31 protein-coding genes and 1 pseudogene are annotated in these 22,589 nt (G+C 68.1%); 16 read left to right on the top strand and 16 right to left on the bottom strand.

The window, feature by feature from the left end:
* Positions 1 to 199 precede the first annotated feature (199 nt).
* Entirely contained in the window at positions 200 to 553 is a 354-nt protein-coding gene (locus tag AC1DVT_RS01785; RefSeq protein ID WP_457099176.1) for a carboxymuconolactone decarboxylase family protein, read from the bottom strand.
* Positions 554 to 739: 186 nt separating this feature from the next.
* On the opposite strand from AC1DVT_RS01785, the gene msuE reads away from it, so the two are divergent.
* On the top strand, positions 740 to 1,366 hold the full coding sequence (gene msuE, locus AC1DVT_RS01780; RefSeq protein ID WP_457099177.1) for an FMN reductase: 627 nt from the start codon (positions 740 to 742) through the stop codon (positions 1,364 to 1,366).
* Positions 1,367 to 1,652: 286 nt separating this feature from the next.
* Positions 1,653 to 2,483, top strand: coding sequence for an Ltp family lipoprotein (locus AC1DVT_RS01775; protein WP_477386003.1), 831 nt, complete (start codon positions 1,653 to 1,655; stop codon positions 2,481 to 2,483).
* A gap of 56 nt (positions 2,484 to 2,539) precedes the next feature.
* Here AC1DVT_RS01775 and AC1DVT_RS01770 read toward each other — a convergent pair whose 3' ends face one another.
* Both AC1DVT_RS01770 and AC1DVT_RS01765 read right to left on the bottom strand, forming a co-directional pair.
* A complete protein-coding gene (locus tag AC1DVT_RS01770) occupies positions 2,540 to 3,187 on the bottom strand; it encodes a hypothetical protein (RefSeq protein WP_457099179.1) in 648 nt (215 codons plus the stop codon).
* Positions 3,184 to 3,645: a MarR family winged helix-turn-helix transcriptional regulator gene (locus AC1DVT_RS01765; protein ID WP_457099180.1), complete on the bottom strand. Its 462-nt coding sequence runs from the start codon at positions 3,643 to 3,645 to the stop codon at positions 3,184 to 3,186. The genes AC1DVT_RS01770 and AC1DVT_RS01765 overlap by 4 nt, the downstream gene beginning before the upstream one ends.
* Before the next feature lie 191 nt (positions 3,646 to 3,836).
* On the opposite strand from AC1DVT_RS01765, the gene AC1DVT_RS01760 reads away from it, so the two are divergent.
* Both AC1DVT_RS01760 and AC1DVT_RS01755 read left to right on the top strand, forming a co-directional pair.
* Positions 3,837 to 4,103, top strand: coding sequence for a GlsB/YeaQ/YmgE family stress response membrane protein (locus AC1DVT_RS01760; protein WP_457099181.1), 267 nt, complete (start codon positions 3,837 to 3,839; stop codon positions 4,101 to 4,103).
* Positions 4,104 to 4,242: 139 nt separating this feature from the next.
* Positions 4,243 to 4,803, top strand: a complete 561-nt coding sequence (locus tag AC1DVT_RS01755) for an NYN domain-containing protein (RefSeq protein WP_457099182.1) — start codon at positions 4,243 to 4,245, stop codon at positions 4,801 to 4,803.
* Between the two features lie 11 nt (positions 4,804 to 4,814).
* On the opposite strand, the gene AC1DVT_RS01750 is transcribed toward AC1DVT_RS01755, so the two are convergent.
* Positions 4,815 to 5,864 carry an LLM class flavin-dependent oxidoreductase gene (locus tag AC1DVT_RS01750; RefSeq protein ID WP_477386000.1) on the bottom strand — a complete coding sequence of 350 codons (1,050 nt, stop codon included), beginning with the start codon at positions 5,862 to 5,864 and terminating at the stop codon, positions 4,815 to 4,817.
* Positions 5,865 to 6,047: 183 nt separating this feature from the next.
* On the opposite strand from AC1DVT_RS01750, the gene AC1DVT_RS01745 reads away from it, so the two are divergent.
* A complete protein-coding gene (locus AC1DVT_RS01745) occupies positions 6,048 to 8,177 on the top strand; it encodes a glucose PTS transporter subunit IIA (protein WP_477385998.1) in 2,130 nt (709 codons plus the stop codon).
* Positions 8,178 to 8,235: 58 nt separating this feature from the next.
* Here the strand turns inward: AC1DVT_RS01745 and AC1DVT_RS01740 are convergent, their stop codons facing one another.
* Both AC1DVT_RS01740 and AC1DVT_RS01735 read right to left on the bottom strand, forming a co-directional pair.
* Positions 8,236 to 8,625: an HNH endonuclease gene (locus tag AC1DVT_RS01740; protein ID WP_477385996.1), complete on the bottom strand. Its 390-nt coding sequence runs from the start codon at positions 8,623 to 8,625 to the stop codon at positions 8,236 to 8,238.
* Positions 8,626 to 8,695: 70 nt separating this feature from the next.
* Complete coding sequence (locus AC1DVT_RS01735; RefSeq protein WP_457099186.1) at positions 8,696 to 9,109, bottom strand: CBS domain-containing protein; 414 nt, start codon at positions 9,107 to 9,109, stop codon at positions 8,696 to 8,698.
* Between the two features lie 99 nt (positions 9,110 to 9,208).
* On the opposite strand from AC1DVT_RS01735, the gene AC1DVT_RS01730 reads away from it, so the two are divergent.
* Complete coding sequence (locus tag AC1DVT_RS01730) at positions 9,209 to 9,694, top strand: SRPBCC domain-containing protein (RefSeq protein ID WP_477385994.1); 486 nt, start codon at positions 9,209 to 9,211, stop codon at positions 9,692 to 9,694.
* Here AC1DVT_RS01730 and AC1DVT_RS01725 read toward each other — a convergent pair.
* Together AC1DVT_RS01725 and AC1DVT_RS01720 are read right to left on the bottom strand one after the other, a co-directional pair.
* Positions 9,691 to 10,008: an ArsR/SmtB family transcription factor gene (locus AC1DVT_RS01725; protein ID WP_477385992.1), complete on the bottom strand. Its 318-nt coding sequence runs from the start codon at positions 10,006 to 10,008 to the stop codon at positions 9,691 to 9,693. The two genes, AC1DVT_RS01730 and AC1DVT_RS01725, sit on opposite strands and share 4 nt — an antisense overlap.
* Entirely contained in the window at positions 10,005 to 10,481 is a 477-nt protein-coding gene (locus AC1DVT_RS01720; RefSeq protein ID WP_477385990.1) for an SRPBCC domain-containing protein, read from the bottom strand. The genes AC1DVT_RS01725 and AC1DVT_RS01720 overlap by 4 nt, the downstream gene beginning before the upstream one ends.
* 103 nt (positions 10,482 to 10,584) lie before the next feature.
* Here AC1DVT_RS01720 and AC1DVT_RS01715 point away from each other — a divergent pair, with 103 nt between their 5' ends.
* The 4 genes from AC1DVT_RS01715 (at position 10,585) to AC1DVT_RS01700 (ending at position 14,304) form a co-directional block, all read left to right on the top strand.
* Positions 10,585 to 11,214 (top strand): GyrI-like domain-containing protein, encoded by a 630-nt coding sequence (locus AC1DVT_RS01715; RefSeq protein WP_477385988.1) that lies wholly within the window; start codon positions 10,585 to 10,587, stop codon positions 11,212 to 11,214.
* Between the two features lie 89 nt (positions 11,215 to 11,303).
* Positions 11,304 to 11,879, top strand: coding sequence for a PadR family transcriptional regulator (locus AC1DVT_RS01710; RefSeq protein WP_477385986.1), 576 nt, complete (start codon positions 11,304 to 11,306; stop codon positions 11,877 to 11,879).
* Between the two features lie 38 nt (positions 11,880 to 11,917).
* On the top strand, positions 11,918 to 13,621 hold the full coding sequence (locus AC1DVT_RS01705) for an ABC1 kinase family protein (RefSeq protein ID WP_477385985.1): 1,704 nt from the start codon (positions 11,918 to 11,920) through the stop codon (positions 13,619 to 13,621).
* A gap of 38 nt (positions 13,622 to 13,659) precedes the next feature.
* Entirely contained in the window at positions 13,660 to 14,304 is a 645-nt protein-coding gene (locus AC1DVT_RS01700; RefSeq protein WP_477385983.1) for a DUF2461 domain-containing protein, read from the top strand.
* Between the two features lie 30 nt (positions 14,305 to 14,334).
* Here the strand turns inward: AC1DVT_RS01700 and AC1DVT_RS01695 are convergent, their stop codons facing one another.
* Positions 14,335 to 14,673, bottom strand: coding sequence for a hypothetical protein (locus tag AC1DVT_RS01695; RefSeq protein WP_477385981.1), 339 nt, complete (start codon positions 14,671 to 14,673; stop codon positions 14,335 to 14,337).
* A gap of 144 nt (positions 14,674 to 14,817) precedes the next feature.
* Between AC1DVT_RS01695 and AC1DVT_RS01690 the strand changes: the two genes are divergently transcribed.
* Genes AC1DVT_RS01690 through AC1DVT_RS01675 form a run of 4 tightly spaced genes read left to right on the top strand, consistent with a single transcriptional unit; the run spans position 14,818 to position 16,752 of the window.
* A complete protein-coding gene (locus tag AC1DVT_RS01690; protein ID WP_477385979.1) occupies positions 14,818 to 15,558 on the top strand; it encodes a sulfurtransferase in 741 nt (246 codons plus the stop codon).
* Entirely contained in the window at positions 15,558 to 15,965 is a 408-nt protein-coding gene (locus tag AC1DVT_RS01685) for a DUF3054 domain-containing protein (protein ID WP_477385977.1), read from the top strand. Before AC1DVT_RS01690 ends, AC1DVT_RS01685 begins: the two co-directional genes overlap by 1 nt.
* Positions 15,962 to 16,477: an N-acetyltransferase family protein gene (locus AC1DVT_RS01680; RefSeq protein ID WP_477385975.1), complete on the top strand. Its 516-nt coding sequence runs from the start codon at positions 15,962 to 15,964 to the stop codon at positions 16,475 to 16,477. Before AC1DVT_RS01685 ends, AC1DVT_RS01680 begins: the two co-directional genes overlap by 4 nt.
* Positions 16,474 to 16,752, top strand: a complete 279-nt coding sequence (locus tag AC1DVT_RS01675) for a DUF1905 domain-containing protein (RefSeq protein ID WP_477385973.1) — start codon at positions 16,474 to 16,476, stop codon at positions 16,750 to 16,752. The genes AC1DVT_RS01680 and AC1DVT_RS01675 overlap by 4 nt, the downstream gene beginning before the upstream one ends.
* 53 nt (positions 16,753 to 16,805) lie before the next feature.
* Here the strand turns inward: AC1DVT_RS01675 and AC1DVT_RS01670 are convergent, their stop codons facing one another.
* From AC1DVT_RS01670 to AC1DVT_RS01655, 4 genes are all read right to left on the bottom strand, one after another.
* Positions 16,806 to 17,297: an FBP domain-containing protein gene (locus AC1DVT_RS01670; protein WP_477385971.1), complete on the bottom strand. Its 492-nt coding sequence runs from the start codon at positions 17,295 to 17,297 to the stop codon at positions 16,806 to 16,808.
* A 76-nt stretch (positions 17,298 to 17,373) separates the two neighbouring features.
* The gene (msrA, locus tag AC1DVT_RS01665; RefSeq protein WP_457099200.1) at positions 17,374 to 17,928 is read right to left on the bottom strand and encodes a peptide-methionine (S)-S-oxide reductase MsrA; all 555 of its coding nucleotides are present in this window, start codon (positions 17,926 to 17,928) and stop codon (positions 17,374 to 17,376) included.
* Positions 17,925 to 18,419 carry a peptide-methionine (R)-S-oxide reductase MsrB gene (gene msrB / locus AC1DVT_RS01660; protein WP_477385969.1) on the bottom strand — a complete coding sequence of 165 codons (495 nt, stop codon included), beginning with the start codon at positions 18,417 to 18,419 and terminating at the stop codon, positions 17,925 to 17,927. Before msrB ends, msrA begins: the two co-directional genes overlap by 4 nt.
* A 115-nt stretch (positions 18,420 to 18,534) precedes the next feature.
* Positions 18,535 to 19,107 carry a DUF2510 domain-containing protein gene (locus tag AC1DVT_RS01655; RefSeq protein ID WP_477385967.1) on the bottom strand — a complete coding sequence of 191 codons (573 nt, stop codon included), beginning with the start codon at positions 19,105 to 19,107 and terminating at the stop codon, positions 18,535 to 18,537.
* Between the two features lie 86 nt (positions 19,108 to 19,193).
* On the opposite strand from AC1DVT_RS01655, the pseudogene AC1DVT_RS01650 reads away from it, so the two are divergent.
* A pseudogene (locus AC1DVT_RS01650) lies at positions 19,194 to 20,108 on the top strand (squalene cyclase); the annotation flags it as partial.
* Between the two features lie 20 nt (positions 20,109 to 20,128).
* Here the strand turns inward: AC1DVT_RS01650 and AC1DVT_RS01645 are convergent.
* Positions 20,129 to 20,530, bottom strand: coding sequence for a TA system VapC family ribonuclease toxin (locus tag AC1DVT_RS01645; protein WP_477386029.1), 402 nt, complete (start codon positions 20,528 to 20,530; stop codon positions 20,129 to 20,131).
* A 20-nt stretch (positions 20,531 to 20,550) separates the two neighbouring features.
* Positions 20,551 to 20,802 carry an antitoxin gene (locus AC1DVT_RS01640; RefSeq protein WP_477385965.1) on the bottom strand — a complete coding sequence of 84 codons (252 nt, stop codon included), beginning with the start codon at positions 20,800 to 20,802 and terminating at the stop codon, positions 20,551 to 20,553.
* Positions 20,803 to 20,985: 183 nt separating this feature from the next.
* Between AC1DVT_RS01640 and AC1DVT_RS01635 the strand changes: the two genes are divergently transcribed.
* Positions 20,986 to 21,450 carry a hemerythrin domain-containing protein gene (locus tag AC1DVT_RS01635; protein ID WP_477385963.1) on the top strand — a complete coding sequence of 155 codons (465 nt, stop codon included), beginning with the start codon at positions 20,986 to 20,988 and terminating at the stop codon, positions 21,448 to 21,450.
* Between the two features lie 15 nt (positions 21,451 to 21,465).
* Here AC1DVT_RS01635 and AC1DVT_RS01630 read toward each other — a convergent pair whose 3' ends face one another.
* Positions 21,466 to 22,413, bottom strand: a complete 948-nt coding sequence (locus AC1DVT_RS01630) for an ADP-ribosylglycohydrolase family protein (protein ID WP_477385961.1) — start codon at positions 22,411 to 22,413, stop codon at positions 21,466 to 21,468.
* Positions 22,414 to 22,589: the final 176 nt, after the last annotated feature.

Here is a 22,589-nt window from a genome sequence, read left to right as displayed (position 1 = left end):
GAGGGCCGGATCGGGATCCCTCGGCGGCCCGCGATCGTCCGGCCCGGGTGACCGCGGCGAAACATACTGCAACGCGGAGGGGGAGTGATGCGTGTCACAACTCCGCCAGGCGACGTCCTGTGGTCGGCCCAGCCCCGCGTCATCAGGGGTCAGGGCCGCTTTCAGGCGGCCCCGAGGCGGAGTTGTGACACGCAGCGGGTCAGTGCTGGTGGACGGGAACTGCGTCCTGCGCGAACTTGAAGCCGAGGCGGCCGTGCGCGACGGCGCCGCCTGCCTTGATCGCGGCGGCGACCCACGCGGTCTCGGCGAGTTCGGCCTCGGTCGCGCCGGCGCGGACCGCCTTCTGCGAGTGTCCGTCGATGCAGTACGTGCACTGCGTCGTGATGCCCACAGCCAGCGCGATGAGCTCGCGGTACTTCAGCGGGATCTCGCGACCCTCGGCGGCGAACACGGCGCCGTCGAACTCGGCCCAGGCCTTGAGGATGTCGGGGGTCTCGGCCTTGTAGACGCGGGTGTAGGCGCGGTCGCCCTCGCGGTCGAAGAAGTCGGTCATGGCGGTGTGTGCCTCTCGCGCGTGCGGATGTCGGTTCTCGCGCGGGCGTTGAAGTTCCGTGCGGGATTACGACGCTATCCGGGGTTTTCGGTGGTGAGGGCGGACCGTTACGCGGCATGACGTTCGTGTGACGCCCTGAGTCGGAGCGCCTGCGCGCCCCGAGCCGGATCGCCGTACGGTCGACGCATGACGACGATCACAGACCGCATCGAGTCCTCCAGCACCCTCGCGGGCTCCGTCCGCCGACCGCTCAAGGTCGTCGGCGTGTCGGGCTCGCTGCACGAGCCGAGCAAGACGAGCGCGCTCGTCGAGGCGCTCATCGCGGCCGTCGGGCGCAAGGTGCCCGTGGACGCGCAGCTGATCGAGATCGCCAAGCTCGGCCCTTCACTCGCCGGCTCGCTGAAGCGCTCCGATCTGCCGGAGAATGTCGAGCAGGCACTCCTCGACATCGAGAGCGCCGACCTGCTCATCGTCGCGAGTCCCGTCTACCGGGCGAGCTTCACCGGCCTGTTCAAGCACCTCTTCGACTTCGTGGATCAGTACGCTCTCGTCGGCCAGCCCGTCCTCCTCGGCGCCACCGGCGGGGGAGAGCGCCACGCGCTCATCATCGAGCACCAGCTGCGCCCGCTGTTCGGGTTCTTCCAGTCGCTCACCCTGCCGCTCGGCGTCTATGCAAGCACGAGCGACTTCGACGGCTACCGCCTGCGTGAGGGCAGCGTCGAACAGCGCATCGAGCAGGCCGTCAGCCGCGGTCTGCCGCTTATCGAGCAGGCCGCGCAGCAGCGCGTCTCGGAGTACGTCTCCACCTGGTGAGCAACGCGGGCGCGTCGTCTTGCGCCCAGGCAACTCCAGGACCTTCACGGTTCCCTCGCAGGGTGTGGTCTGACCACATACGCTAAACTGAAAACACCAGATCAAGCGCGAATCGGATTCTAAGGACGGCGCGGCGTAAGTCGAGCCCAGGGCAGCAGAGTCCGCCTCGGAATCCGCCGCGGGGATAGGTGACTCACCCATTCCTGCATCTTTCCTTCTGCATCGCGCGGCATCGGGTCGTTGGGCCAATTCACCCACCGAAGCCACGAGATACATGGAGGCTCCGATGAGCACTCAGACCCCGCAGGAAACCACTTCTCCGCCAGCAGCCTGGTACCCCGACACCAATCGGCCCGGATTCGAGCGTTGGTTCGACGGCACGCAGTGGACCGACCAGACGCGTCCGGCAGCCCCCGCCGCTCCGCCGGCTCCGCCCGCTCCGCCGGCTCCGCTTGCCGAGCCGTCCGACGGAAAGAAGCCGAAGAAGAAGAAAAAGAAGGGCTTGATCATCGCCGGTTCCGTGCTGGCGGCCACGCTCGCCGTCGCCGGTATCTCGTCAGTCGCCAACGGATCCTCGGATCCGGCGGCCAGTAGCTCAGTCAGCACATCCCAGGTGGAGGAGGTCGCGGCGCCGGTGATGGTCACCGTGCCGGCTGACCTCGTCGGGATGCCGCTGACGGATGCCGTCGCGGCGCTGGAGGCGCTCGGCCTCGAGGTGACAGACGACGGCGATGGACTCGAGGGCGCGAAGGTCCTCGCGGTCGCCGAGTCGGGCGAGGTCGAGGAGGGATCCACGATCACGCTGACCGTCKAGAAGAAGCGTGTACTCAACCTCGCGCAGGAGAACGCGCTGGAGTCGGCGCAGTCCTATCTCAAGCACAGCAGCTTCTCGCGCGCTGGCCTGATCGGCCAGTTGGAGTATGAGGGATACACCACGGACGAGGCCACTTGGGCGACGGACGCGGCGGGCGCCGACTGGAACCAGGAGGCGGCTGAGTCGGCTCAGTCCTACCTGGACCACTCTTCATTCTCGCGTGACGAACTCGCTGATCAGTTGGATTACGAGGAATACAGCGCCGAGCAGATCGCGTTCGCGCTGACGGCGGTCGGCTACTAGAGCTCCGAGGCAAGATCACCTGCCCGTCAGTCTCCCGACTGGCGGGCACTCCGCGACTAGGGCATGTGCTCGCGCACGGCGGCCATGAAGCCGTCGAGGTCGTCGGTCCACAGCCGCACAGCCTCGACCACCTGAGCCCCGCCCTTCGGGGCGTGTCCCGGGAGCCGCACCTCCGTCGGTCGCTCCAGGAGGATCTCGACATTGGTCTCGTTCTGCATCCGGAGTGACAGAATCCGTACGCCCTCGGTGTCGGCGATGCGGGGCGCCTTCGGCGCGTCGATGACCAGCTTTCGGGCGACCGAGGCGACGTCGTCCCACGCGAGCGGGATGTCGATCTCCAAGCCCTGCCGAGCGCGGATGCCATCGGGCCCCACGGTGTGCGGACGCATCAGGTACGCGCAGAGCAGACCGACCATCCAGGTGACGCCCCAGATGCCGAGGATGAGGAGCCCGACCCGTGCGGCCGGCCAGCGCTGCGCGATGAGGTCGATGATCGGGATCTCGATCGCCGACAGTCCGATGAAGACGAGCAGGATCGTCAGCACGGGACGGTGGTAGCCGAACCCCGAGGCGCCGACCGGGAGCGCTGGACGACGGACGATCGCACGGCCGATGTTCGCGTAGACCCGCAGCTCCATCAGGACCGCTCGCCACAGCAGCGACCCGATCGCGACGATCCTGCGGGGCGCCTCGGTCGTGGTCACGACTCCGCCGCTTCGTCGTCGGCTTCTGCTTCGGCGACCAGCCCTCGCAGGCGCGCCAGCACGGCGTCGAGTCCGCGCTCGAGCGACGCGCGATCATCCGCGTGCACGGCATCGAGCAGCGTCGCGCTCAGGTCGGCGTGCTCGCGCACGGTCCGGCCCATGAGCTGCATGCCGGTCGCGGTGAGGGTGACCAGCGTCGCCCGGCGATCGGTGGGATGTGGGCCTCGCACGACGAACCCAGTGGCTTCGAGTGCGTCGACGAGCCCGCTGACGTTCCGGGGGGTCACTGCGAGATTCGTCGCCAGCGACTGCTGAGTGAGCGGCCCGGTGTGGTGGATGACCCAGAGCACCCGCATCCGCGCCGACGACAGTGCGGTGCCGTCGAAGGCGCGTGTCATATCGCGCTGGAACAGCTCGCCGACCTCGAGCAGACGATCCAGCAGAATGGGCGAGTGCATATCGTTACCTTAGTTCATGATTACGTGACTTCATAAACGGATACCGCGGCCCGCTTCCCCGCGCACATTGCATTCTCATCACGACGATTCCGGACACGCCGAGGCCTTCCCAGCGCGCAATACCATGAGGAATACGCTCATGACCTCCGGACAACGATGCCCGGAGCGCTTCACAACGAAGGAGCACCCTCATGGGATTCATTGCATTTCTGATCCTTGGTCTGATCGCGGGAGCGATCGCCAAGCTCCTCATGCCCGGTCGGCAAGGCGGCGGATGGCTCATCACCCTCCTCCTCGGCGTCGTCGGCGCACTCCTGGGCGGCTGGCTCGGCAGCGTCCTGTTCAACGCCCCCCTCGGCGACTTCTTCTCGATCTGGACCTGGGTGCTCGCGATCGTCGGCTCGTTCATCGTGCTGCTGATCTACTGGCTCATCGCCGGTCGCAAGAAGGCCGCGTAACCCTCCAGCTGGTTCCGAGAGCGCTCCCCGCCGCGTGCGGGGGGCGCTCTCGCGCGTGGGCCACTGCGAGTCTGGTCGTCGCCTCCGCCCCATAGGATCAGGACCAGCGGACCACTGCGGTGCGCGACGGAGGCGGGACATGGCGAACGACGGTCGCATCACCTGGGTGCTGGTGGATGGCGAGAACATCGATGCCACCTTCGGCACCGCGATTCTGGGGCGTCGACCGCAGCCGGATGAGCGGCCGCGGTGGGATCGACTCATCTCGTTCTGCGCCCGCGTGTGGTCTCAGCACGCGCAGGGCGTGTTCTTCCTCAACGCCTCGTCCGGCATCCCGATGGCGTTCGTCCAGGCGCTCAAGGCGATGGACTTCGTCGTCGTGCCCCTGGCCGGTGCGCCTGACGAGAAGGTCGTCGACATCGCGATCCAGCGGACGCTGCAGGCGCTCGAGCCGCGCTCCGCCGATGTCATGCTCGTGAGCCACGACGGGGACTTCCTGCAGGATGTCGGTGCGCTCATCGGCGAGGACCGCCGGGTGGGAGTCGTCGCATTCACGGAGTTCCGCAACGCGGGCTTCAACGCGCTCGAGGGCATCGAGAAGTTCGACCTCGAGTACGACGCCCGCGTCTTCGACGCGCCTCTGCCGCGCATCCGGGTCATCCCGATCGACGAATTCGACCCGAACACCTTCCTGGGCTGAGCGGCGCTCGCTCAGGCGGCGCGCGTGCCGGTCCAGCCGAGCGCCGGGGCGACGTACTTCGCAAACGACTCGACGAGGCGCAGGTTGAACTCGACCCCGAGCTGGCTCGGGATCGTGAGCATGAGCGTATCGGCGCTGCGGATCGCGGCATCCGCCAGCAGTTGCTCGACGAGTACATCGGGCGCAGCGGCATACGTCTTGCCGAAGGTCGACTGCATGCCGTCGATCACGCCGACCTGGTCGCCGTCCTGGCGCCCGCCGAAGTACATCTCCTCTTCGGCGGTGGTGATCGGGAAGATGCTGCGGCTCACCGACGCGCGCGGCTCGCCGGCGTGCCCGGCTTCGCGCCAGGCCGTGCGGAACACCTCGATCTGCTGTGCCTGCAGCTCGTCGAACGGGAGCCCGCGGTACTCGGTCAGCAGGGTGGACGACATGAGGTTCACGCCGATCCGTCCCGCCCACTCCGCGGAGTCGCTGTTGCCGGCGCCCCACCAGATCCGCGACCGCAGACCGGGGGAGTACGGCTCGATGCGCTGCAAGTCGGTCCCTGAGCCTGTCGAAGGACCGCCGCCGAACGGGCTCGAGGCATCCCGCTCCGCGAGCCCTTCGCCTTCGATCGCGCGCAGGAAGGTCGAGAAGTGGTCGCGCGCGATGTCCGCGCCGCGGGGGTCGTCCGACCCCGTGTAGCCGAACGTCTCATAGCCGCGCACCACCGTCTCGGGTGAGCCGCGGCTGACGCCGAGCGCAAGTCTCCCGTCGCTGATGAGATCCACGGATGCCGCTTCCTCGGCGAGGTAGAGCGGGTTCTCGTAGCGCATGTCGATGACCCCGGTGCCGACCTCGATCCGCTTCGTACGGGCGGCAATCGCCGCCAGGAGCGGCATGGGGGAGGACTGCTGCCGGGCGAAGTGGTGGACGCGGAAGTATGTGCCGTCGACGCCGAGGTCGTCCATCCCCTGGGCGAGGTCGATTGCCTGTCGCATGGAGTCGCCGGCGGTCAGCTGCCGGCCTCCGCCGAGGGGGCCGTAGTGGCCGAAGGAGAGGGTTCCGAAGCGCTGCATGTGGTGTGCAACGGCACACGCGACTGATGCATTCCAATGAATGCATGGAGCATCCGGCGCGCCGGGAGACCCCTTCAGTTGCCCCCGACTACGGGTATAGCATCCGGAGCGACGGCCCATTCCTGTGAAATCTCTGCATGATCGGTCGTCGTCCGCGACGGGGGACTTCGAAGGAGCGAGTGAATGGCCAGTAACACTGCAGCCGACATCGTCAAGAGCGTCGGTGGTGCGGGAAATATCGAGAGCCTCACGCACTGCGCGACGAGGCTGAGGTTCCAGTTGGTGGACGGCAGCGCAGTCGACCAGAAGGTCGTCGAGGCGATCCCCGGCGTGATGGGCGCGGTGCCCCAGGCGGGCAACCGCTACCAGGTCGTCATCGGCGGCGCCGTGCAGACCGTCTACAACGACATCAATGCGCTGCCCGAGATGACCGGCCGGACCGTGGCAGCACCGTCCGGCGGTGACGACGACGATCTCGACGCGATCAAGGCTCGGGAGCGCGCGAAGGGCGTCCGGGGCAAGGTCGCATGGATCGACTCGTTCTTCGAGTTCCTGTCGGACTCCTTCCGGCCGATCCTCGGCGCTCTGCTCGGGGCATCCTTCTTCATCACCTTCATGGCGCTCATGGCGACACTCGACGTCATCCCCGACTGGAACGCGCCCGGCGTGACACTCGACCCGTCGTGGGCGTTCATCAACCTGATGTGGCAATCTGTCTTCGTCTTCCTGCCGCTCATGGTCGCGTACAACGCATCGAAGAAGATCGGCKCCGACCCGTGGGTGGGTTTCGCGATCATGGCCGTGCTCATGCTGCCGKGGTTCACCGCCCTCAAGGCCGAGGCGACCGAGCAGGTCGTGTTCGGCTCGACGGTCTTCATCGTCCCGATCTTCGGCTTCCCGCTGACGATCTTCGACTACAGCTCCCAGGTGTTCCCGCCGCTGCTCATGGCAGCCGTACTGGGACCGCTTTACAAGCTGCTGCGCAAGATCATCTCGGCGAACCTGCAGCTCATCTTCGTGCCGTTCTTCGCGATGCTCATCATGATCCCGCTGACGGCCTTCATCATCGGCCCGATCGGCGTCTACGCGGGTGCCGCGCTCGCGCAGGGTCTCGCGGCGATCAACCAATGGTCACCGTTCATCTTCGCGATCGTCATCCCGCTCGCGTATCCGTTCATGGTGCCGCTCGGCCTGCACTGGCCCATCAACGCCGTCATGCTGCTGAACATCAACACACTCGGCTATGACTTCATCCAGGGCCCCATGGGCGCGTGGAACTTCGCGTGCTTCGGCGCGACGGCAGGCGTGCTCGTGCTCTCGCTCCGCCACCGCGACCAGCAGATGCGGCAGACCGCGACCGGTGCTCTCGCCGCGGGTCTGCTCGGCGGCATCTCGGAGCCGTCGCTGTATGGAATCCATCTGCGCTTCAAGCGCATCTATCCACGCATGCTCGTCGGATGCTTCGTCGGCGGTCTGATCATCGGCACCGGCAGTCTGATCCTGGGTCTGCCGGACGGCGTCACGACCAACGCGTTCGTGTTCACCTCGCTGCTCACGATTCCGGCGTTCAACCCGATCGGGCTCTACGCGATCGCGATCGCCGGCGCCTTCTTCACGTCGATGTTCCTCGTGATCGGGTCGAACTTCCGCACCAAGGAGCAGCAGGCGGAGTTCGAGGCGGTGCGCGACGCCGCTGAGGCTACGGCTGCCGCTGAACATGTCTCGGCGGCATCGGTCGAGGCGGCCGAATCGCGAGCGATCGACGCATCCGACGCCAGGCCGGCCGCGGCCGCCGCTGCGGTCGCGACGGCGACGGTGGCGGGGACGGCGCTGCTCGACCGCGTCGTACTCGAGGTCGGGTCCCCCCTCGCAGGCCAGGTCGTGCCGATCTCCGAGGTGCCCGATCCCGTCTTCGCTGGCGGAGTCATGGGACCGGGCGTGGCGATCATCCCGAGCGGCAACACGGTGTTCTCGCCGGGAGCCGGCACCGTCGCTGCGGCCCAGCCGACAGGACACGCGTTCGGTCTCGTGCTGGACGGCGGGCTCGAGGTTCTGATCCATGTGGGCATCGACACCGTGAACCTCGCGGGCAAGGGCTTCGACGTGAAGGTCAAGAACGGCGACCGGGTCGAGCTCGGCACCCCGCTGGTGGTGTTCGACCGCAAGGTGATCGAAGATGCGGGCTACCCGCTGATCACCCCGGTCATCGTGCTCAACGCTGACGACTTCGGTGAGGTGTCGCCGGTGCTCGAGGGAACCGTCAAGCCGGGTGACCTGGTCATCGAAGTGACCCCGAAGGCGGCTGCCTCCTAGTACCTGTACTTCACGCACTGCGGGGGAGGGCGACTATCGCCTTCCCCCGCAGTATGTCTCAGGCCGATTCAGCCGGGGTGGACTGGGGCGGATTGCTGACGGCCAACGGCGGTCGCAGAAGCACCGTCACTTCGCGGTAGCGCAGGAGGAATGCCGGCTCGTCGAGGCGTCGCCGGCGCATCCACGAGGTGACTTCGGAGTTGGACTTGCTTGCGTTGCACGACCCGCAGGCGGGGACGACATTGTCGAGGGTGTAGCGCCCACCACGCGAGATCGGCTGGACGCAGTCTCGCTGGAGCGGCACGCCGGTCGCGCCGCAGTACGCGCACGCCGCCCATGCTTCACGAATGCTGTCCCATTCGGCTGCGGTCAGGTCGTTGTTCGCCGCCGCAACGCGCCGAACGCGTCTGCGCGCTGCGCGCGCGCGTCGGCTGTTGCTGGCCACCATGTGGCCAGGTTAGGCGGGGACGGACGGGATGCCTCGCCGCCGCGCCCTCGCCGCGCGACGGTCCTCGGCTCTACTCGGAGATCTCCTCGACCACCTCGCCGGTCGCCTCGGGCGACATCGAGCGCGCTATGTCGGCTTGGCTAATGATGCCGACGAGCAGATGGTCGGCGATGACCGGAAGCCGCCTGACCTGGTTGTCCTTCATAAGCCGCATGGCCTCTTCGGCGTCGGCTTCGGCATCCACCCAGACGACGGACCCCGTGGCGAGGCTGCCCGCCGTCGTGGTGCTCGGGTCCTTGCCTGTCGCGAGTGCCCTGACGACGATGTCGCGGTCGGTGAGCATGCCTTTGAGTCGCTTGTCCTCGCCGCAGATCGGCACAGCACCGACATCGATGCGCGCGAGAAGCTTCGCCGCGTCGACGAGCGTGTCGTTCTCGCCGATGCACTGCGGGTCTGACGTCATGATTTCACGTGCCGTGGCCATCTTCGTTCCTTCCGTCGTGTGGATGCTTCGACGGTAGAAGCGGATGCCGGTGCCAGGAACCACCTTGACAACCCCTGGGGGCGGGCGTAACGGTGAGGTGTGTCGACCGCTTCATCGCAACCGCTGGAAGAACTCGCCTTCACCGTGTCCGGCCGTATCGCGCGTCCGGTCGCGGAGGTCTATGAAGCCGTGGCCGACCCTGCTCAGCTCTCCCGGTATTTCACCACCGGGGGAGCGAAGGGCAGATTGGATGCCGGAGCCGACGTCACCTGGGACTTCCACGACTTCCCCGGCGCCTTCCCGATCGACGTGAGCGAGACCGACCCACCTCGCCGGATCGTGATCCGCTGGACCGCCGCGGCTGCCGCGGCTGCCGCGGACGGCAAGACGACGGTCACCTTCCAGTTCGCGCCGATCGAGGATGGCGCCAGGACACTCGTGACGATCACCGAGTCGGCGTGGCTCGCGAGCGCCGACGGCGCGAAGGGAGCGTTCGGCAACTGCGAGGGCTGGACGGGCATGCTCGCCGCGCTCAAGGTCTGGCTCGAGCACGGCATCTCCCTGCGCGAGGGCTTCTACAACTAGGCCGACCCCTCCGCGATCGCCTTGATCACGGCGAGGCGGCGGTCCCACTCGGCGCCGATCGTGTCGAGGCGCTGCGCGGTGGCGCTCAGCTGCGACCCGATCACGCGGTACTGCAGCTCGCGCCCCACGCGAATCGGTTCCACGAGGCCTACCTCGTGCAACACCGCGAGGTGCTTCGCGATCGCCTGGCGACTCACCGGCAGGCGCCCGGCGAGGGCAGACGCCGAAGCGTCGCCCTCGCCGAGTGCCGCGAGGATGCTCCACCGGGTCTCGTCTCCGAGCGCGGCGAACACCGGAACCAGCGTCTCGATCACGAGCCGCCCTCGAGCAGCGCGACGAGCTTGTCGAGCTCGGAGTCCCAGCCCTCGCGGTGGCTCTCGAGGTTGGCGGTCGGATCGGACGTGTTCTCGAATCCGGTCTCGACCACGGTGAGCTCGGTGCCATCCGGCACCGACTCGAGGGTGAAGGTGAACACGGTCGAGTGTGCGACGTCGAGCTCGGCGGGCAGGTGCCCGAGCGCATCATCGTTGCTCCAGCGGTACGTGACCGTCCGAGGTGCATCGATGGCCTCGATCCGGAGTGGCACCGCCCCGTAGTCCGGGAAGGTCAGCGTGCCGGCGGCGCCGACGCCGGCGCCGTCCAGCACGGCATTGCCGAACCACAGTGAGATGTGCGCGGGGTCGGTGACCGCCGACCACACCTTCTCGATCGGTGCGGCGATCCGGATCGTGCGTCGAACGGCGAAGCGGCCCTCATCGACCACCGACGGGTTGAATGTCATGCTCATGATGATCCTTGTCTTCGATGAATACTGCAACTTTATGGTTGCACGATCCGCGAAGAACTGCAACCACAACATTGCATGTCGCGTCGATGGGTACGGTGATGCCATGAGTGACGGCATCCGGAACGCCAAGACCGACCTCAAGAAGGAGATCTCCGCGTACCGCGCCCGCCGTGGCTCCTTCGACGTCGTCGATGCGCCCCCGCTGAGGTATCTGATGATCGACGGCCACGGCGATCCGAATGGACCCGAATACGCCGACGCGGTCTCCACGATCTTCCCGGTCGCCTACCGGCTCAAGTTCATGAGCAAGAAGGAGTCGGGCCGCGACTATGCGGTCATGCCGCTTGAGGCGCTCTGGTGGTCGGAAGACATGGCGGCCTTCACGAGCGACCGGGACAAGTCCCGCTGGAGCTGGACGGTCGTGAACCTCGTGCCCGACTGGATCACCGACGACCAGTTCGATCGCGTCCGCTCTTCGGTGGCCGCGCCTGCACTCGACAAGCTGCGGATCGCGACGCTGGCGGAAGGCCGGTGCGTGCAGACGCTCCACCTGGGTTCGTTCGATGACGAGGGTCCGGTCCTGGAGGCGATGCATCGCGACGTCATCCCGTCGCGGGGCCTGCGGATGACGGGCAGGCACCACGAGATCTATCTCAGCGACATCCGCCGCACCGATCCGGCGAAGCTGCGCACCATTCTGAGGCAGCCGGTCGAACCTGGGAGCGGCGTGTGAAATCCGCCAAGTCACTGGCATCTTCGCCCAGTCAGCGATATATCGGTATATATCGTCCAGAGCTGGACGACGATAGCTAGGAGGTCATCATGAGCGGATCGTATGCAGGAGAGCCCTTCGGATCGCACGGTCGCGGGCCGGGTTCGGGCTGGCCGGGCGGCGGCAGCCTGTGGGAGGGGCTGGACCAGCTGAAGACGATGTTCGAGAAGAACGTCGGCGTCAGCACGCGCATGGGCCGAGGCGACGTGCGTGCCGCCGTCCTCGCCCTCTTGGGGGAGCAGCCGATGCACGGTTACCAGATCATCCACGAGATCGAGGAGCKCAGCGGCGGCTCGTGGAAGCCGAGCGCCGGCTCGGTGTATCCGACCCTCCAGATGCTCGCCGATGAGGGCCTGATCAGCGCCGAGGAGTCCGGCGGCAAGAAGACCTACTCGCTCACCGATGCGGGGCGCGCCGAAGCAGAGGGATCCACGGGCAAGTCGGCGCCATGGGAGTCCACTGGCCTCGGCGGACCGCGAACGAGCGCGCTGCCGAAGGCCGGCATCGATCTCGCTCAGGCGGCCGCGCAGGTGGGCCGGTCGGGGACCCCGGAGCAGGTGAAGCAGGCGGTGGAGGTGCTCGACGAAGCTCGCCGTAAGCTGTACTCGATCCTCGCTCAAGACTGAGATTGTCGGCTCCGGCCCGTCGGCGTCAAGGAGGCTTGATGTTCGACGCAGTTGACTCGCGCGCCCGCTATCGCCGGATTCTGCGCTTCGCTGGGCGATACATCGTCCAGGCGTGGTGGTATGAGCTGTTCCTCCCCAGGATCGGGCTCGGAAGGCTGTCGGCACGAGGGCGCGGCAAGCGGCTCGAGACCATCGCCAAGCGGTTCCACGTGCTGGCGGTGTCGCTCGGCGGGCTCATGATCAAGGTCGGCCAGTTCATGTCGTCGCGCCTCGATGTGCTGCCGCCCGAGATCACGAAGGAGCTCGAAGGGCTGCAGGACGAGGTTCCCCCCGTGGACTTCGCGGCTATCCGCGCGATCGCCGAGGCTGAGCTGGGGATGCCCCTCGAGCGTGCGTTCGCATCGATCGATCCGACTCCGCTGGCTGCGGCATCCCTCGGCCAGGCCCATCGGGTGCGGCTGTCGGCCGTCGACGCGGCTGACACCGGGATCGATGAGGGGGTCGTGAAGATCCAGCGGCCGGGCATCGACGCGATCGTCGCCGTCGACCTCCGGGCCCTCCGTCGCGTCGCCTCGTGGCTCAGTCGGGTGAGAGTCGTGGCGGACCACGTGGACCTGCCCTCCCTTGTGGAGGAGTTCGCCCATGTGAGCCTGCAGGAGATCGACTACATCCACGAAGCCGGCAACGCGGAGCGCTTCGCCGAGAACTTCGCCGAGGATCCGCGGGTCGATGCTCCGCAGGTGGTGTGGGAGCGCACCACCCGTCGGGTGCTGACCCTCGCGGATGTCACCGCGATAAAGATCAACGACCTCGATGCCCTGCGAGCGGCGGGCATCGAACCGGCCGCTGTCGCGGCCGAGTTCGCCGCCGTCATGTTCGAGCAGCTCTTCTCGGACGGCTACTTCCATGCCGACCCGCATCCGGGCAACATCTTCGTCACCCCGATTGCGGGCGCTCCGGATGCCGCCACCGGCCGCACCTGGACCTTGACATTCATCGACTTCGGGATGATGGGCGAGGTCACCGACGACCTGCGCAGAGGCCTGCAGAAGCTGATGATCGCGGTCGCCTCGCGCGACGGCAAGGCACTCGTCGAGAGCATCCACGAGGTAGGCGTCCTGCTTCCGTCTGCCGACACGGCAGAACTCGAGCGGGCGATGACCGAGCTGTTCGCCCGGTTCGGGGGCATGGGCCTGTCCGAGCTGCAGCGTGTCGATCCCCGGGAGCTGCGCGACTTCGCGACCGAGTTCGGCGATGTGGTGCGGGCACTCCCGTTCCAGCTGCCGGAGAACTTCCTCCTGATCGTGCGGGCCATGTCGCTGACCTCGGGCATGTGCAGCGCTCTCGACCCGGGCTTCAACATGTGGGGTGCCGTCGAGCCGTTCGCCGCTCAGCTGCTGCGCGAGCAGGGCGGCAATGTCGTGCAGACGTTCGCGAAGCAGGCGCTCGCGGTCGCGGGAGTCTACGCGCGCCTGCCCCAGCGGCTCGACGCACTCACCACACGGCTGGAGGGCGGAAAGCTCGCCATCGATTCCCCGGCGCTGAATCAGCGCATGCGACGGCTGGAGCGGGCGAACCGCCGGATGGTGTCGGCTGTCTTGTTCTCCGGACTCCTCGTCGGCGGCCTCGTGGCCCGGCCGGAGGCGCGGGTCCTGGGGACCGTCCTCAAGGTCGCGTCGGTTCCCGCCCTGCTGCACGCCCTGTTCGGGGGGCTGTGGGGTCGCCGCGGGCGATCGGACTGAGGCGCGACAGCGACTGGCGACGGGACTAGCATCGCGCCGTGGGCTTCTCCGGGTTCGACCGCGACGCGCTTTCCTTCTACGCCGAGCTCCGCGGCGACAACACGAAGGAATGGTGGACGGCGAACAAGATTCGCTACGAGCGGCATGTCCACGAGCCGATGCTCAAGCTGGCCGCCGATCTCGAAGGTGAGTTCGGTGAGGTGAAGATCTTCCGGCCCTACCGGGATGTCCGGTTCAGTGCGGACAAGTCGCCCTACAAGCTCCACATCGGCATGGTCACTCGCGCGCGGGTCGCGCACTACGTGCACCTGAGCGAGGAGGGCCTCCTCACCGGCGGCGGAGTCTTCGACGTCCCGCCCGCGGCGCTCGCGCGCTTCCGGCAACTCGTCGACGACGAGGCATCCGCTCGCTCGCTCGATTCCGTCCTGCGGGCGCTCGATGCGCGGGAGTTCGAACTCTCGACGGACGACGCGCTGCGCACGGCACCGCGTGGCTACCCCGCGGATCACCCGCGGGTGGAGTTCCTGCGGCTCAAGCGCCTGGCCATCCGCCGCAGCGATCCGCCCGCCGACTGGATGTGGACGCCGGAGGCGGGTGRGGTCATCTGCGAGCGGTGGCACGCGATCTCGGAGTGGTGCGGGTGGCTCGAAGAACATCTCGGCGACGCCTTGCCTCCGCGATGAGATGACGACGGATGCCGCACCCCGCCGTGGCTACATCGGGGCGGGCTCGGCGGGGTTCGGGGCCGTCGGCTGATCCAGGCCGGGCGGGGGAGTCTCGTCGGGACGCGGCGCGAGCGGCTCGGCCGGCGCCGGAATGGTCGGCTCCGGCGGATTCGGGGCCAGCGGCTCGGTCGGCGTCGGGACGGTGGGCTCTGCCGGATTCGGCGCGAGCGGCTCGTCGGGCGTGGGGGCGACCGGCTGCGGAGCGTTCGGCGGTGGTGTCGCGGGCGTGCCGGGAGTCCCTGGCTGCGGCGGGCCGGTGGGGGCGGAGGGAGCCGCGGGCACCTCGCCGGGTCCGGGAAGGGGTGACTCCGGAAGTGACGCGTTCATGGATCCTCCATTCCCCGCCGAGGTGTGACGGGTAGATTCATCCTCCGCCGGGTGGCCACCGACGACCCACCCCTTGACGATCGCCCGGTCGCGGGTTAGGCGCTCCCGTCGCTCGGCACTTCGCGTCGTCCGTAGGCTTGAGCCGTGGCATCCGTCCTCAACATCTCCGCGTACCTCTTCACGGCGCTCGACGACTGCGCCGCGCTGCGTCCCCTGCTGCGCACGCGGGCCGACGCGGCGGGCCTGAAAGGCACGATCCTGCTCGCCGAGGAGGGGATCAACCTCTTCCTCGCCGGGGACCCAGACGCCGTGCGCCGCTTCGTCGACGAAATGCGCGAGGATCCGCGATTCGCAGCGCTCACCACGAAGGAGAGCTGGTCCGAGGATCAGCCCTTTCGCAAGATGCTCGTGAAGGTCAAGCGCGAGATCATCCGGATGGACCACCCGACCATCCGACCCACCGCGGTGCGCGCGCCCGCAGTGGCACCGACGACCCTGCGCCGGTGGCTGGACCAGGGACGCGACGACGCGGGTCGCGAAGTCGTGCTGCTGGACACCCGCAACGCGTTCGAGGTCGACTACGGCACCTTCGAGGGAGCGCTCGACTGGCGCATCGAACGGTTCACGCAGTTCCCGGATGCCGCGACCGCGCGCCGCGCGGACCTCGAAGGCAAGACCGTCGTGAGCTTCTGCACCGGCGGGATCCGCTGCGAGAAGGCGGCGCTCTACCTCGGCGGCCTCGGCGTCGACGCGCTGCAGCTGGACGGTGGCATCCTCGGCTACTTCGAGCAGGTCGGCAGCGACCATTTCACGGGGGAGTGCTTCGTCTTCGACGAGCGCGAGGCGCTGACGCCTGATCTCGCCGCGATCGGACCGGTCCGTTGATGAGTGGTTCCCCGCCCACTCCTCGGGCAATCGCCGGCTCCTTCGTTCTTGACGTGATTCTCGTCGTCCTCTTCGCCGCGATCGGCCGCGCCAGCCATGACGAGGACGCCCTCGCCGGCCTCTGGCACACCGCCTGGCCGTTCCTCGCCGGACTCGTCGTCGGCTGGGCCGTCACCGTCGCGTGGCGTGCTCCGGGTGCTCCCATCCGCACCGGGCTCGGGCTCTGGGTGGTCACGGTCGTCGGCGGAATGGTCCTTCGTGCCATGACCGGGCAGGGCGTCGTGCCCGCCTTCGTCATCGTCGCGTCGATCGTGCTCTTCCTGTTCCTCGTCGGCTGGCGGCTGATCGCCGCTCTGGTCCGCCGGCGACGGATGCCGCGCCCCGCTGCCTCTACGCTCGAATCGTGACTCCCCGAACCTTCTCCGACGGTGCCGTGCTGCGCGAGGCTCGCCGAGGCGACGAGCCCGGCATCCTCGCGTCCATCCACGCGCTCGCCGTCTACGAGCGCGAGCCGGATGCCGTCGAGAACACCGTCGAAGCGATCACCGAGACCTTCTTCGGCGCCGCACCGAAGGCGTTCGCGCACGTCGTGGAGCGCGAGGGTGAGATCGTCGGCATCGCGATCTGGTTCCTCACCTATTCCACGTGGACCGGCCGGCACGGCATCTGGCTCGAGGACCTCATCGTCGACGAGGCGCAGCGCGGCCGCGGCTACGGCAAGGCGCTCATCGCGTCGCTCGCGGCCGTCTGCGTCGAGCGGGAATACAGCCGCCTCGAGTGGACCGTCCTCGACTGGAATGCGCCGGCGATCGCGTTCTATCGCTCGCTCGACGCCACCCCGATGGACGAGTGGACCACCCAGCGCCTCACGGGCGACGCGCTCGCCGCGCTCGCGGAGCGAACGACCGGATCAGCGTGACTCCTTCAGACGAACTTCGCTTCGACACCACGATCGGCATCGAGATCAAGGGCGAGACCTGGGCCTGCGTCGAGATCCCCGGGTCCGCCGAATTCTTCGGTACGCGCAAGACCGTGCGCGTCGATGCCGTCATCGACGAGGTTCGCTTGGAGAACGTGGGCGCGATGGTCACCGGGACGGGTGGCCACATGGTCTCGCTCAACGCGAAGGTGCGGGGGCAGCTCGGCAAGGACATCGGCGACCCCGTGTCGGTCGTCGTCGTCCGTCACAGCTGATCGCAGACGCGACGGCTGTCGCGACCCGGCGGCCGTGCCGCGGCATCCGCTGATCAGATCTCGCCGCGGACTTCCCGGACGAATCCGGCGACGCGCTCGCGCAGCGTCTCGATGCGACGGTCTCTGGCTGCTTCGCGGTCGAAGCCGATGTAGGCCATCGGCGGCAGCGTCCGCACGTTCTTCGAGCACTCGAAGTTCTCGCAGATCAGCGTGCCGACCGTGTCGCCGCGGCGGCCGGCATGGCCCGCGCGCTTGGTCGTGTAGAGCACAACGTCGTTGGGGAGCAGGATGTCGGAGCACCACGAGCACTGCGGGCGGCTGCGGGCTCGGGTGTCGGTCTGTCGCAGGATCAGGCCGACGGGCTCGTCGTCGATGTGGAGCACGAGGTATCCGACGTGCGGCAGCTTGGGATCGCGCCAGCCGAGGAAATCGAGCCGGTCCCAGACGAGGTCGTCGAGGTCGGGCGGGAGGGTGACGTTTTTCTGTTCGCTGCGGGACGCGTTGATGAACGATGCCCGGATCTGGGCGTCGGTGAGTGGACTCATAACGGGTTCGAGTTTAGGTGCCGGAAATGAGCGGATGCCGAGACCCGTCGGGCCCCGGCATCCGTCATCGCGTCGACTAGACGGTCGCGTCGGAGCGCTTGGGCAGCACCCATCCCGCGCGCGGGAAGTGGCACGTGTACCCGTTCGGGTACGTGATCAGGTAGTCCTGGTGTTCGGGCTCGGCCTCCCAGAACGGACCGGCGGGCTCGATCGTGGTGACCGCCTTGGCGGGCCAGAGGCCCGATGCGTCGACGTCGGCGATCGTGTCCCGGGCGACCTGCTCCTGCTCGGGCGAGAGCGGGAAGATGGTCGACCGGTAGCTCGACCCGATGTCGTTGCCCTGACGGTTCATGGTCGACGGGTCGTGGATCTGGAAGAAGAACGCCAGGATGTCGCGGAACGACGTCTTGGTGGGGTCGAAGACGATCTCGACCGCCTCGGCGTGACCGGGGTGATGCCGATACGTGGCGTGGTCGTTCTTGCCGCCGGTGTACCCGACGCGGGTGTCGAGCACGCCGGGCTGGCGGCGGATGAGATCCTCCATGCCCCAGAAGCAGCCACCCGCGAGCACGGCGGTCTCGGTGCCCGGGGTCTGGGTGATGATGCCGGTGTCGGTCCTGCCACTGGTCATGATGCGTGCTCCTCGGTGTTGGTGTTGGTGCTGGTGGTGCTGTCGGTGTTGTCGAACAGGCTCAGGTACTCGCCGTAACCCTGCTCCTCGAGTTTGGCGACGGCGACGAAGCGCAGCGAAGCCGAATTCATGCAGTATCTCAGGCCTCCGGCCTGGCGCGGCCCGTCCTTGAAGACGTGCCCCAGGTGACTCTCGGCGGCCGACGAGCGCACCTCGGTGCGCGGCATCAGGAGCTTCCAGTCGGTCTTGGTGGTGACCGCGTCCGGGACGATGGGCCGGGTGAAGCTCGGCCAGCCGGTGCCGCTGTCGTACTTGTCGAGCGACGAGAACAGGGGCTCGCCCGAGACCACGTCGACGTAGATGCCGGCCTCGTGGTTGTTCCAGTACTCGTTGCGGAACGGCGGCTCGGTGCCCGCGTTCTGGGTCACCTGGTACTGGGTGTCGGTGAGGCGCTCGAGCGCCTCGGGGGTCTTGCGGTAGTCGGTGCTCACTGGGTGGTCCCTCCTGGATCGGCGCTGCTGGCTGCGGCGCCATAGAGAAGAACGGATGCCGCGCTGCTTTTGGTCCCGCGAACCTGGGGACGCGCTGTGAGTTCCTCTGGTCCGATCACCGGTAGCGGTAATGCTGCGAGACCTGGTTGATCCAGGTCGCGAACTGCCGGGCCTCGGCATCCTGTCCCGGGGGAACGGCGGTGAGCCAGGTCTGTCCCGCCACCTCGATGAGGAGGTAGGTCGCCTCGGCCCGCACCGAGCGCTTGAGCAGATGCGGGGTGATCGGGCCCGAGGGTCCGAAGAGCGTCCGGGCGACGGCGGGCTTCTGGAGACGACCGCGCTTGAGCAGCTCAGCCCCCGTCACCTGCACCGCGCCGGCGCCGGTGACCGGCTGACTCAGCGCCCCGAAGTGGATCCAGCGCCCATCGATGACGATGCCCGCGAGCGACCGCTCGTCGCCGCTGAACTTGGCCGCGTCCGTCCAGCGGGCGCCGTCCCACCAACGCTCGCGACCACGACCGTCGTCGTACCAGCCCGCTCGGGCCGGAGCGCGACCCGGTGTCGCCTCATCCGCGTGCAGGGCGATGTCCCGCTCGCTGAGGTCGACGTAGTGCTCCGTCCAGCGCGCTCCGTCCCACCAGCGCTGCCTGCCGGAGCCGTCGTCGTACCAGCCCGCTTCGGTCGCCATGCATCGAGCGTACGACGGGTGGGTTCGATCGGCGCGGGGTAGAGGCATCCGTGGCGTATGTCGGCCGTGAGATCTAGCGTGGGCGAATGGACGTGATGGCCTGGCTGCTCGACTCCGATCCGACGCTGCGCTGGCAGGTCGAGCGCGACCTCGTCGGAGCGCCGCCGGAGGTCTGGCAGGCGACCCGGGCACGCATCGCGACCGAGGGGAATGGCGCCGCTCTGCTTGCCCACCAGGATCCCGATGGGCAGTGGGCGGGTGGGGCGTTCTTCCCCGCTGACATGACCGACGACGAAGCGGGTCAGCCATGGACCGCGACCACCTGGTCGCTCACCGCGCTGCGCGAATGGGGGATGGATGCCGCGGCCCTCGCCGGCACCGCCGCCAAGATCGCGGCCAACTCGCGGTGGGAGTACGACGACCTGCCTTACTGGGACGGCGAGGTGGATGTCTGCATCAACGCGATGACCCTCGCGAACGGCGCGTGGCTCGGCGCTGACGTGAGTGCGCTCGCCGCATGGTTTCCCGAGCACCAGCTCGCCGACGGCGGGTGGAACTGCGAATGGATCGAGGGCTCCACCCGATCGTCGTTCCACTCCACGATCAATGCCCTCCGCGGCATCCTCGCGTACGAGGAGATCTCCGGCAGCACGCCGGAGCTGCGCGCGGCTCGCAAGCGGGGCGAGGAGTATCTGCTCGAGCGCCGGCTGCGCTATCGGCTGTCCGATGGCGAGCAGGTCACGCGCTGGGCGACCGTGATCCTATGGCCGTATCGGGCGCCGTTCACGGCGCTGAAGGCCGTCGACTACTTCACCCAGGCCGCACGTCGTGATGGAGTGCCGCTCGATTCGCGCGTGGACGAGACTCTCGAGCTTGTGCGCTCCCGTCGTCAGCCCGACGGCACGTGGCTGCAGGAGGACATCGTTCCCGGTCGGGTGTGGTTCCCGATGGACGTTCCGCCGGGCGAGCCGTCGAAGTGGGTGACTTTCCTCGCCCTGAGGCCTTGGGGGAGTGACCCCGGCTACTCCGGCCGCATCCAGTCGACCCCGTCGAACCGCCCGAAGTCGCTGTCGAACGTGACGACAGTTGCCCGATGCTGGAGTGCGAGCGCGGCGAGATGCGCGTCGGTGACGAGGTTGCCGCCGGATCCGGTGTGGGTGAGCAGCTCGCGCATCCGCTCGAGATGCCCACTCGCCGGCTCCGGCGTGATCACGTTCGGCTGCGACATCCAGCTCCCGACGATGTCGAGGGCATCGTCGACGGAGAGCGGGTTCTCATAGACCCGCGCGCTGGTCGTGAGGCGCACGAATGCGAGCGCGCACACCCACGGCAGCATGACCGTGTCGGCCCCCGAGAGGGCGCGATCGAGCCAGCGCTTCGCCTGCTCGTGGTGGCGGGCATCCGCGTCCACCGCGTAGAGCATCACGTTCGCGTCGACGAGCTTCATTTGCCGAGCTCCCGCTTGTGCAGGAGCGCTTCGTCCTCCAGATCGGATGCCGCGGTCAGCGCCCGATCGAGGGGAATGCGCGCCCGGCCCAGGCGTCGCACCGGCGTCTCGTAGGCGGTGCGCGGTTGTGGGGCGATACCGTCGACGATCGCGGCGTTCACTGCGTCTTTGAAAGACAGTCCGCGCTCTCGCATCATCCGGCGCACCAGGGCATCGGCCTCAGGTGTCAGCGTGATGGTTGTGCGCATCCTGCATCATAACATCAGGCACCGTGATGCAGTGATGCCTCGATGTGATCGGCGACCCTTCGACGGGGTCAGAACAGTTCCCAGGAGCCAGCGCCGCGGCTTGGGCGGAGGAGGAGCGCCGACGCGCCCAGAGCGAAGGAGATCGCGGTCGACATCGGCTTCGCCGTGCCCCAGAGTGGGGGAGTGGGCGACAGCGACCGGGCGAGACTCATCGCGTGGGACGCCGAGCTTCGCACCGCGCACGAGCGTCTGCGCGCCGCGCTGCAGGTCGCGCGCTCCGGCCTCGAATCCGACCCGGAATCGGTGACCCGCGATCTGCTCCTCTACTGCCACGGGTTCTGCGTGGCCCTCGGCACGCACCATGTCGGCGAGGACGCCGGGCTGTTCCCCGAACTGAAGGCGCGGCATCCGGACCTTCGTCCCGTGATCGCGAAGCTCGAGCAGGATCACGGCATGATCGCCCATCTGCTGGCGCAGCTCGATCGCGCGCTGCAGTCGGGCGAGCCCGGCGCGGTGCTCCGCCGGCATCTCGATGGCATCGGCGCGATCATGGAGTCGCACTTCCGCTACGAGGAGCGCGAACTGCTCGGTGCGCTCGAAGTGCTGGGGCTGGATGCCGATCCCTCCAGGGTCTTCGGCCCGCTGTAGTCCGGGCGGTGCCGCCTAGCGTTCGAGCGTCTCGTGGCGCGCGGCGAGTCCGGCGAGCCTGGTCAGCTCTTCTGCGTCGATGCCGGGCCACCCGTGCAGCCGGCGCTTCCAGCCGAGGGGCACGGCGCTGCCGCCGTGCACCGCGCCTGCGAGCGACCCCGCGATCGCCGCCACGGTGTCGGTATCGCCACCGCCGCGCACGGCTCGCTCGAGCGCGTCCGTCAGCGCCGCCGCTCCATTGACCGCAGCAAGCGCGGCTTGGAATGCCCGCACCACCCAGCCGTTCCCGGACTGGAAATCGCGCGGATGGATGCCCGGTGCCAGAGCTTCATCGATCAGGCCCGTCCAGCGGCCCCGGCGCCCGGCCGGGATCAGCGCCACCTGCGCGCGGACATCCAGCTCGCCGGTGAGGATCGCGTGCCGGATCGCGAGGCACCAGATCGCACACGCGTCGACGTTGTCGTCCTCCCAGTGGGTCAGCTGCGCGACCCGACCTGCGGCCGCGACCAGTTCCCCGGGCGAGCGGTCGAGGTAGCCGAGGGCGACCGGGCCCGTGCGCATGAGCGATCCGTTTCCGGCGCTGCGCCCGGTCGACTCATGCACGGCACGCGAGCGGGCGAGCGCTGCGTCGGCGGTCGTGTCGGTGAGGTGCGAGAGGATGCCGCGGGTCTGGGTGCCGACATCCTTCGCTGTCCGCGACCAATCGCTCCAGCGGGTGACGATCTCGTCGAGTGCGGCGGAGTCCTCGAGGGTGCGGCCATCCGCGAGCACCTGGAGGATCGGCAGGGCCATGCTGGTGTCGTCGGTCCATTCGCCGACGTCGTGGCCGAAGCATCCGATTCCGAACTCCGGCGTCACGGCGTCGTCCAGTGCGGGGCCGAACTCGTAGTGCGATCCGAGCGCGTCGCCCGCGGCGGAGGCGAGGACGGCGCCGATCGCCCGGTCGAGTTGTTCGTCTGTCATTTCCATGTCTTCAGCATCCCAGGCGCCTCCGACATTACGCAGTTCAGCGTAAAATCGGCCTGTGACCTATCGCGACAGCTCGGGGCGGACCCTTGAGGACTACCCGCGGCCCTCGGTGGCCACCGACACCGCAGTGCTGACGGTCTCCGGCGGGCGCCTGTGCGTCCTGTTGACGC

The sequence above is a fragment of the Microbacterium sp. P2_F9 genome, from assembly GCF_056403635.1.
This window is presented reverse-complemented; position numbering and strand designations above follow the sequence as displayed.

What these genes read in the sequence shown, in the direction of transcription:
- AC1DVT_RS01785 (WP_457099176.1), bottom strand. Translation starts at nt 553, where the DNA reads ATGACCGACTTCTTCGACCGCGAGGGCGACCGCGCCTACACCCGCGTC.
- msuE (WP_457099177.1), top strand. Translation starts at nt 740, where the DNA reads ATGACGACGATCACAGACCGCATCGAGTCCTCCAGCACCCTCGCGGGC.
- AC1DVT_RS01765 (WP_457099180.1), bottom strand. Translation starts at nt 3,645, where the DNA reads ATGCACTCGCCCATTCTGCTGGATCGTCTGCTCGAGGTCGGCGAGCTG.
- AC1DVT_RS01760 (WP_457099181.1), top strand. Translation starts at nt 3,837, where the DNA reads ATGGGATTCATTGCATTTCTGATCCTTGGTCTGATCGCGGGAGCGATC.
- AC1DVT_RS01755 (WP_457099182.1), top strand. Translation starts at nt 4,243, where the DNA reads ATGGCGAACGACGGTCGCATCACCTGGGTGCTGGTGGATGGCGAGAAC.
- AC1DVT_RS01750 (WP_477386000.1), bottom strand. Translation starts at nt 5,864, where the DNA reads ATGCAGCGCTTCGGAACCCTCTCCTTCGGCCACTACGGCCCCCTCGGC.
- AC1DVT_RS01740 (WP_477385996.1), bottom strand. Translation starts at nt 8,625, where the DNA reads ATGGTGGCCAGCAACAGCCGACGCGCGCGCGCAGCGCGCAGACGCGTT.
- AC1DVT_RS01735 (WP_457099186.1), bottom strand. Translation starts at nt 9,109, where the DNA reads ATGGCCACGGCACGTGAAATCATGACGTCAGACCCGCAGTGCATCGGC.
- AC1DVT_RS01720 (WP_477385990.1), bottom strand. Translation starts at nt 10,481, where the DNA reads ATGAGCATGACATTCAACCCGTCGGTGGTCGATGAGGGCCGCTTCGCC.
- AC1DVT_RS01715 (WP_477385988.1), top strand. Translation starts at nt 10,585, where the DNA reads ATGAGTGACGGCATCCGGAACGCCAAGACCGACCTCAAGAAGGAGATC.
- AC1DVT_RS01705 (WP_477385985.1), top strand. Translation starts at nt 11,918, where the DNA reads ATGTTCGACGCAGTTGACTCGCGCGCCCGCTATCGCCGGATTCTGCGC.
- AC1DVT_RS01695 (WP_477385981.1), bottom strand. Translation starts at nt 14,673, where the DNA reads ATGAACGCGTCACTTCCGGAGTCACCCCTTCCCGGACCCGGCGAGGTG.
- AC1DVT_RS01685 (WP_477385977.1), top strand. Translation starts at nt 15,558, where the DNA reads ATGAGTGGTTCCCCGCCCACTCCTCGGGCAATCGCCGGCTCCTTCGTT.
- AC1DVT_RS01670 (WP_477385971.1), bottom strand. Translation starts at nt 17,297, where the DNA reads ATGAGTCCACTCACCGACGCCCAGATCCGGGCATCGTTCATCAACGCG.
- msrA (WP_457099200.1), bottom strand. Translation starts at nt 17,928, where the DNA reads ATGACCAGTGGCAGGACCGACACCGGCATCATCACCCAGACCCCGGGC.
- AC1DVT_RS01655 (WP_477385967.1), bottom strand. Translation starts at nt 19,107, where the DNA reads ATGGCGACCGAAGCGGGCTGGTACGACGACGGCTCCGGCAGGCAGCGC.
- AC1DVT_RS01645 (WP_477386029.1), bottom strand. Translation starts at nt 20,530, where the DNA reads ATGCTCTACGCGGTGGACGCGGATGCCCGCCACCACGAGCAGGCGAAG.
- AC1DVT_RS01640 (WP_477385965.1), bottom strand. Translation starts at nt 20,802, where the DNA reads ATGCGCACAACCATCACGCTGACACCTGAGGCCGATGCCCTGGTGCGC.
- AC1DVT_RS01630 (WP_477385961.1), bottom strand. Translation starts at nt 22,413, where the DNA reads ATGACAGACGAACAACTCGACCGGGCGATCGGCGCCGTCCTCGCCTCC.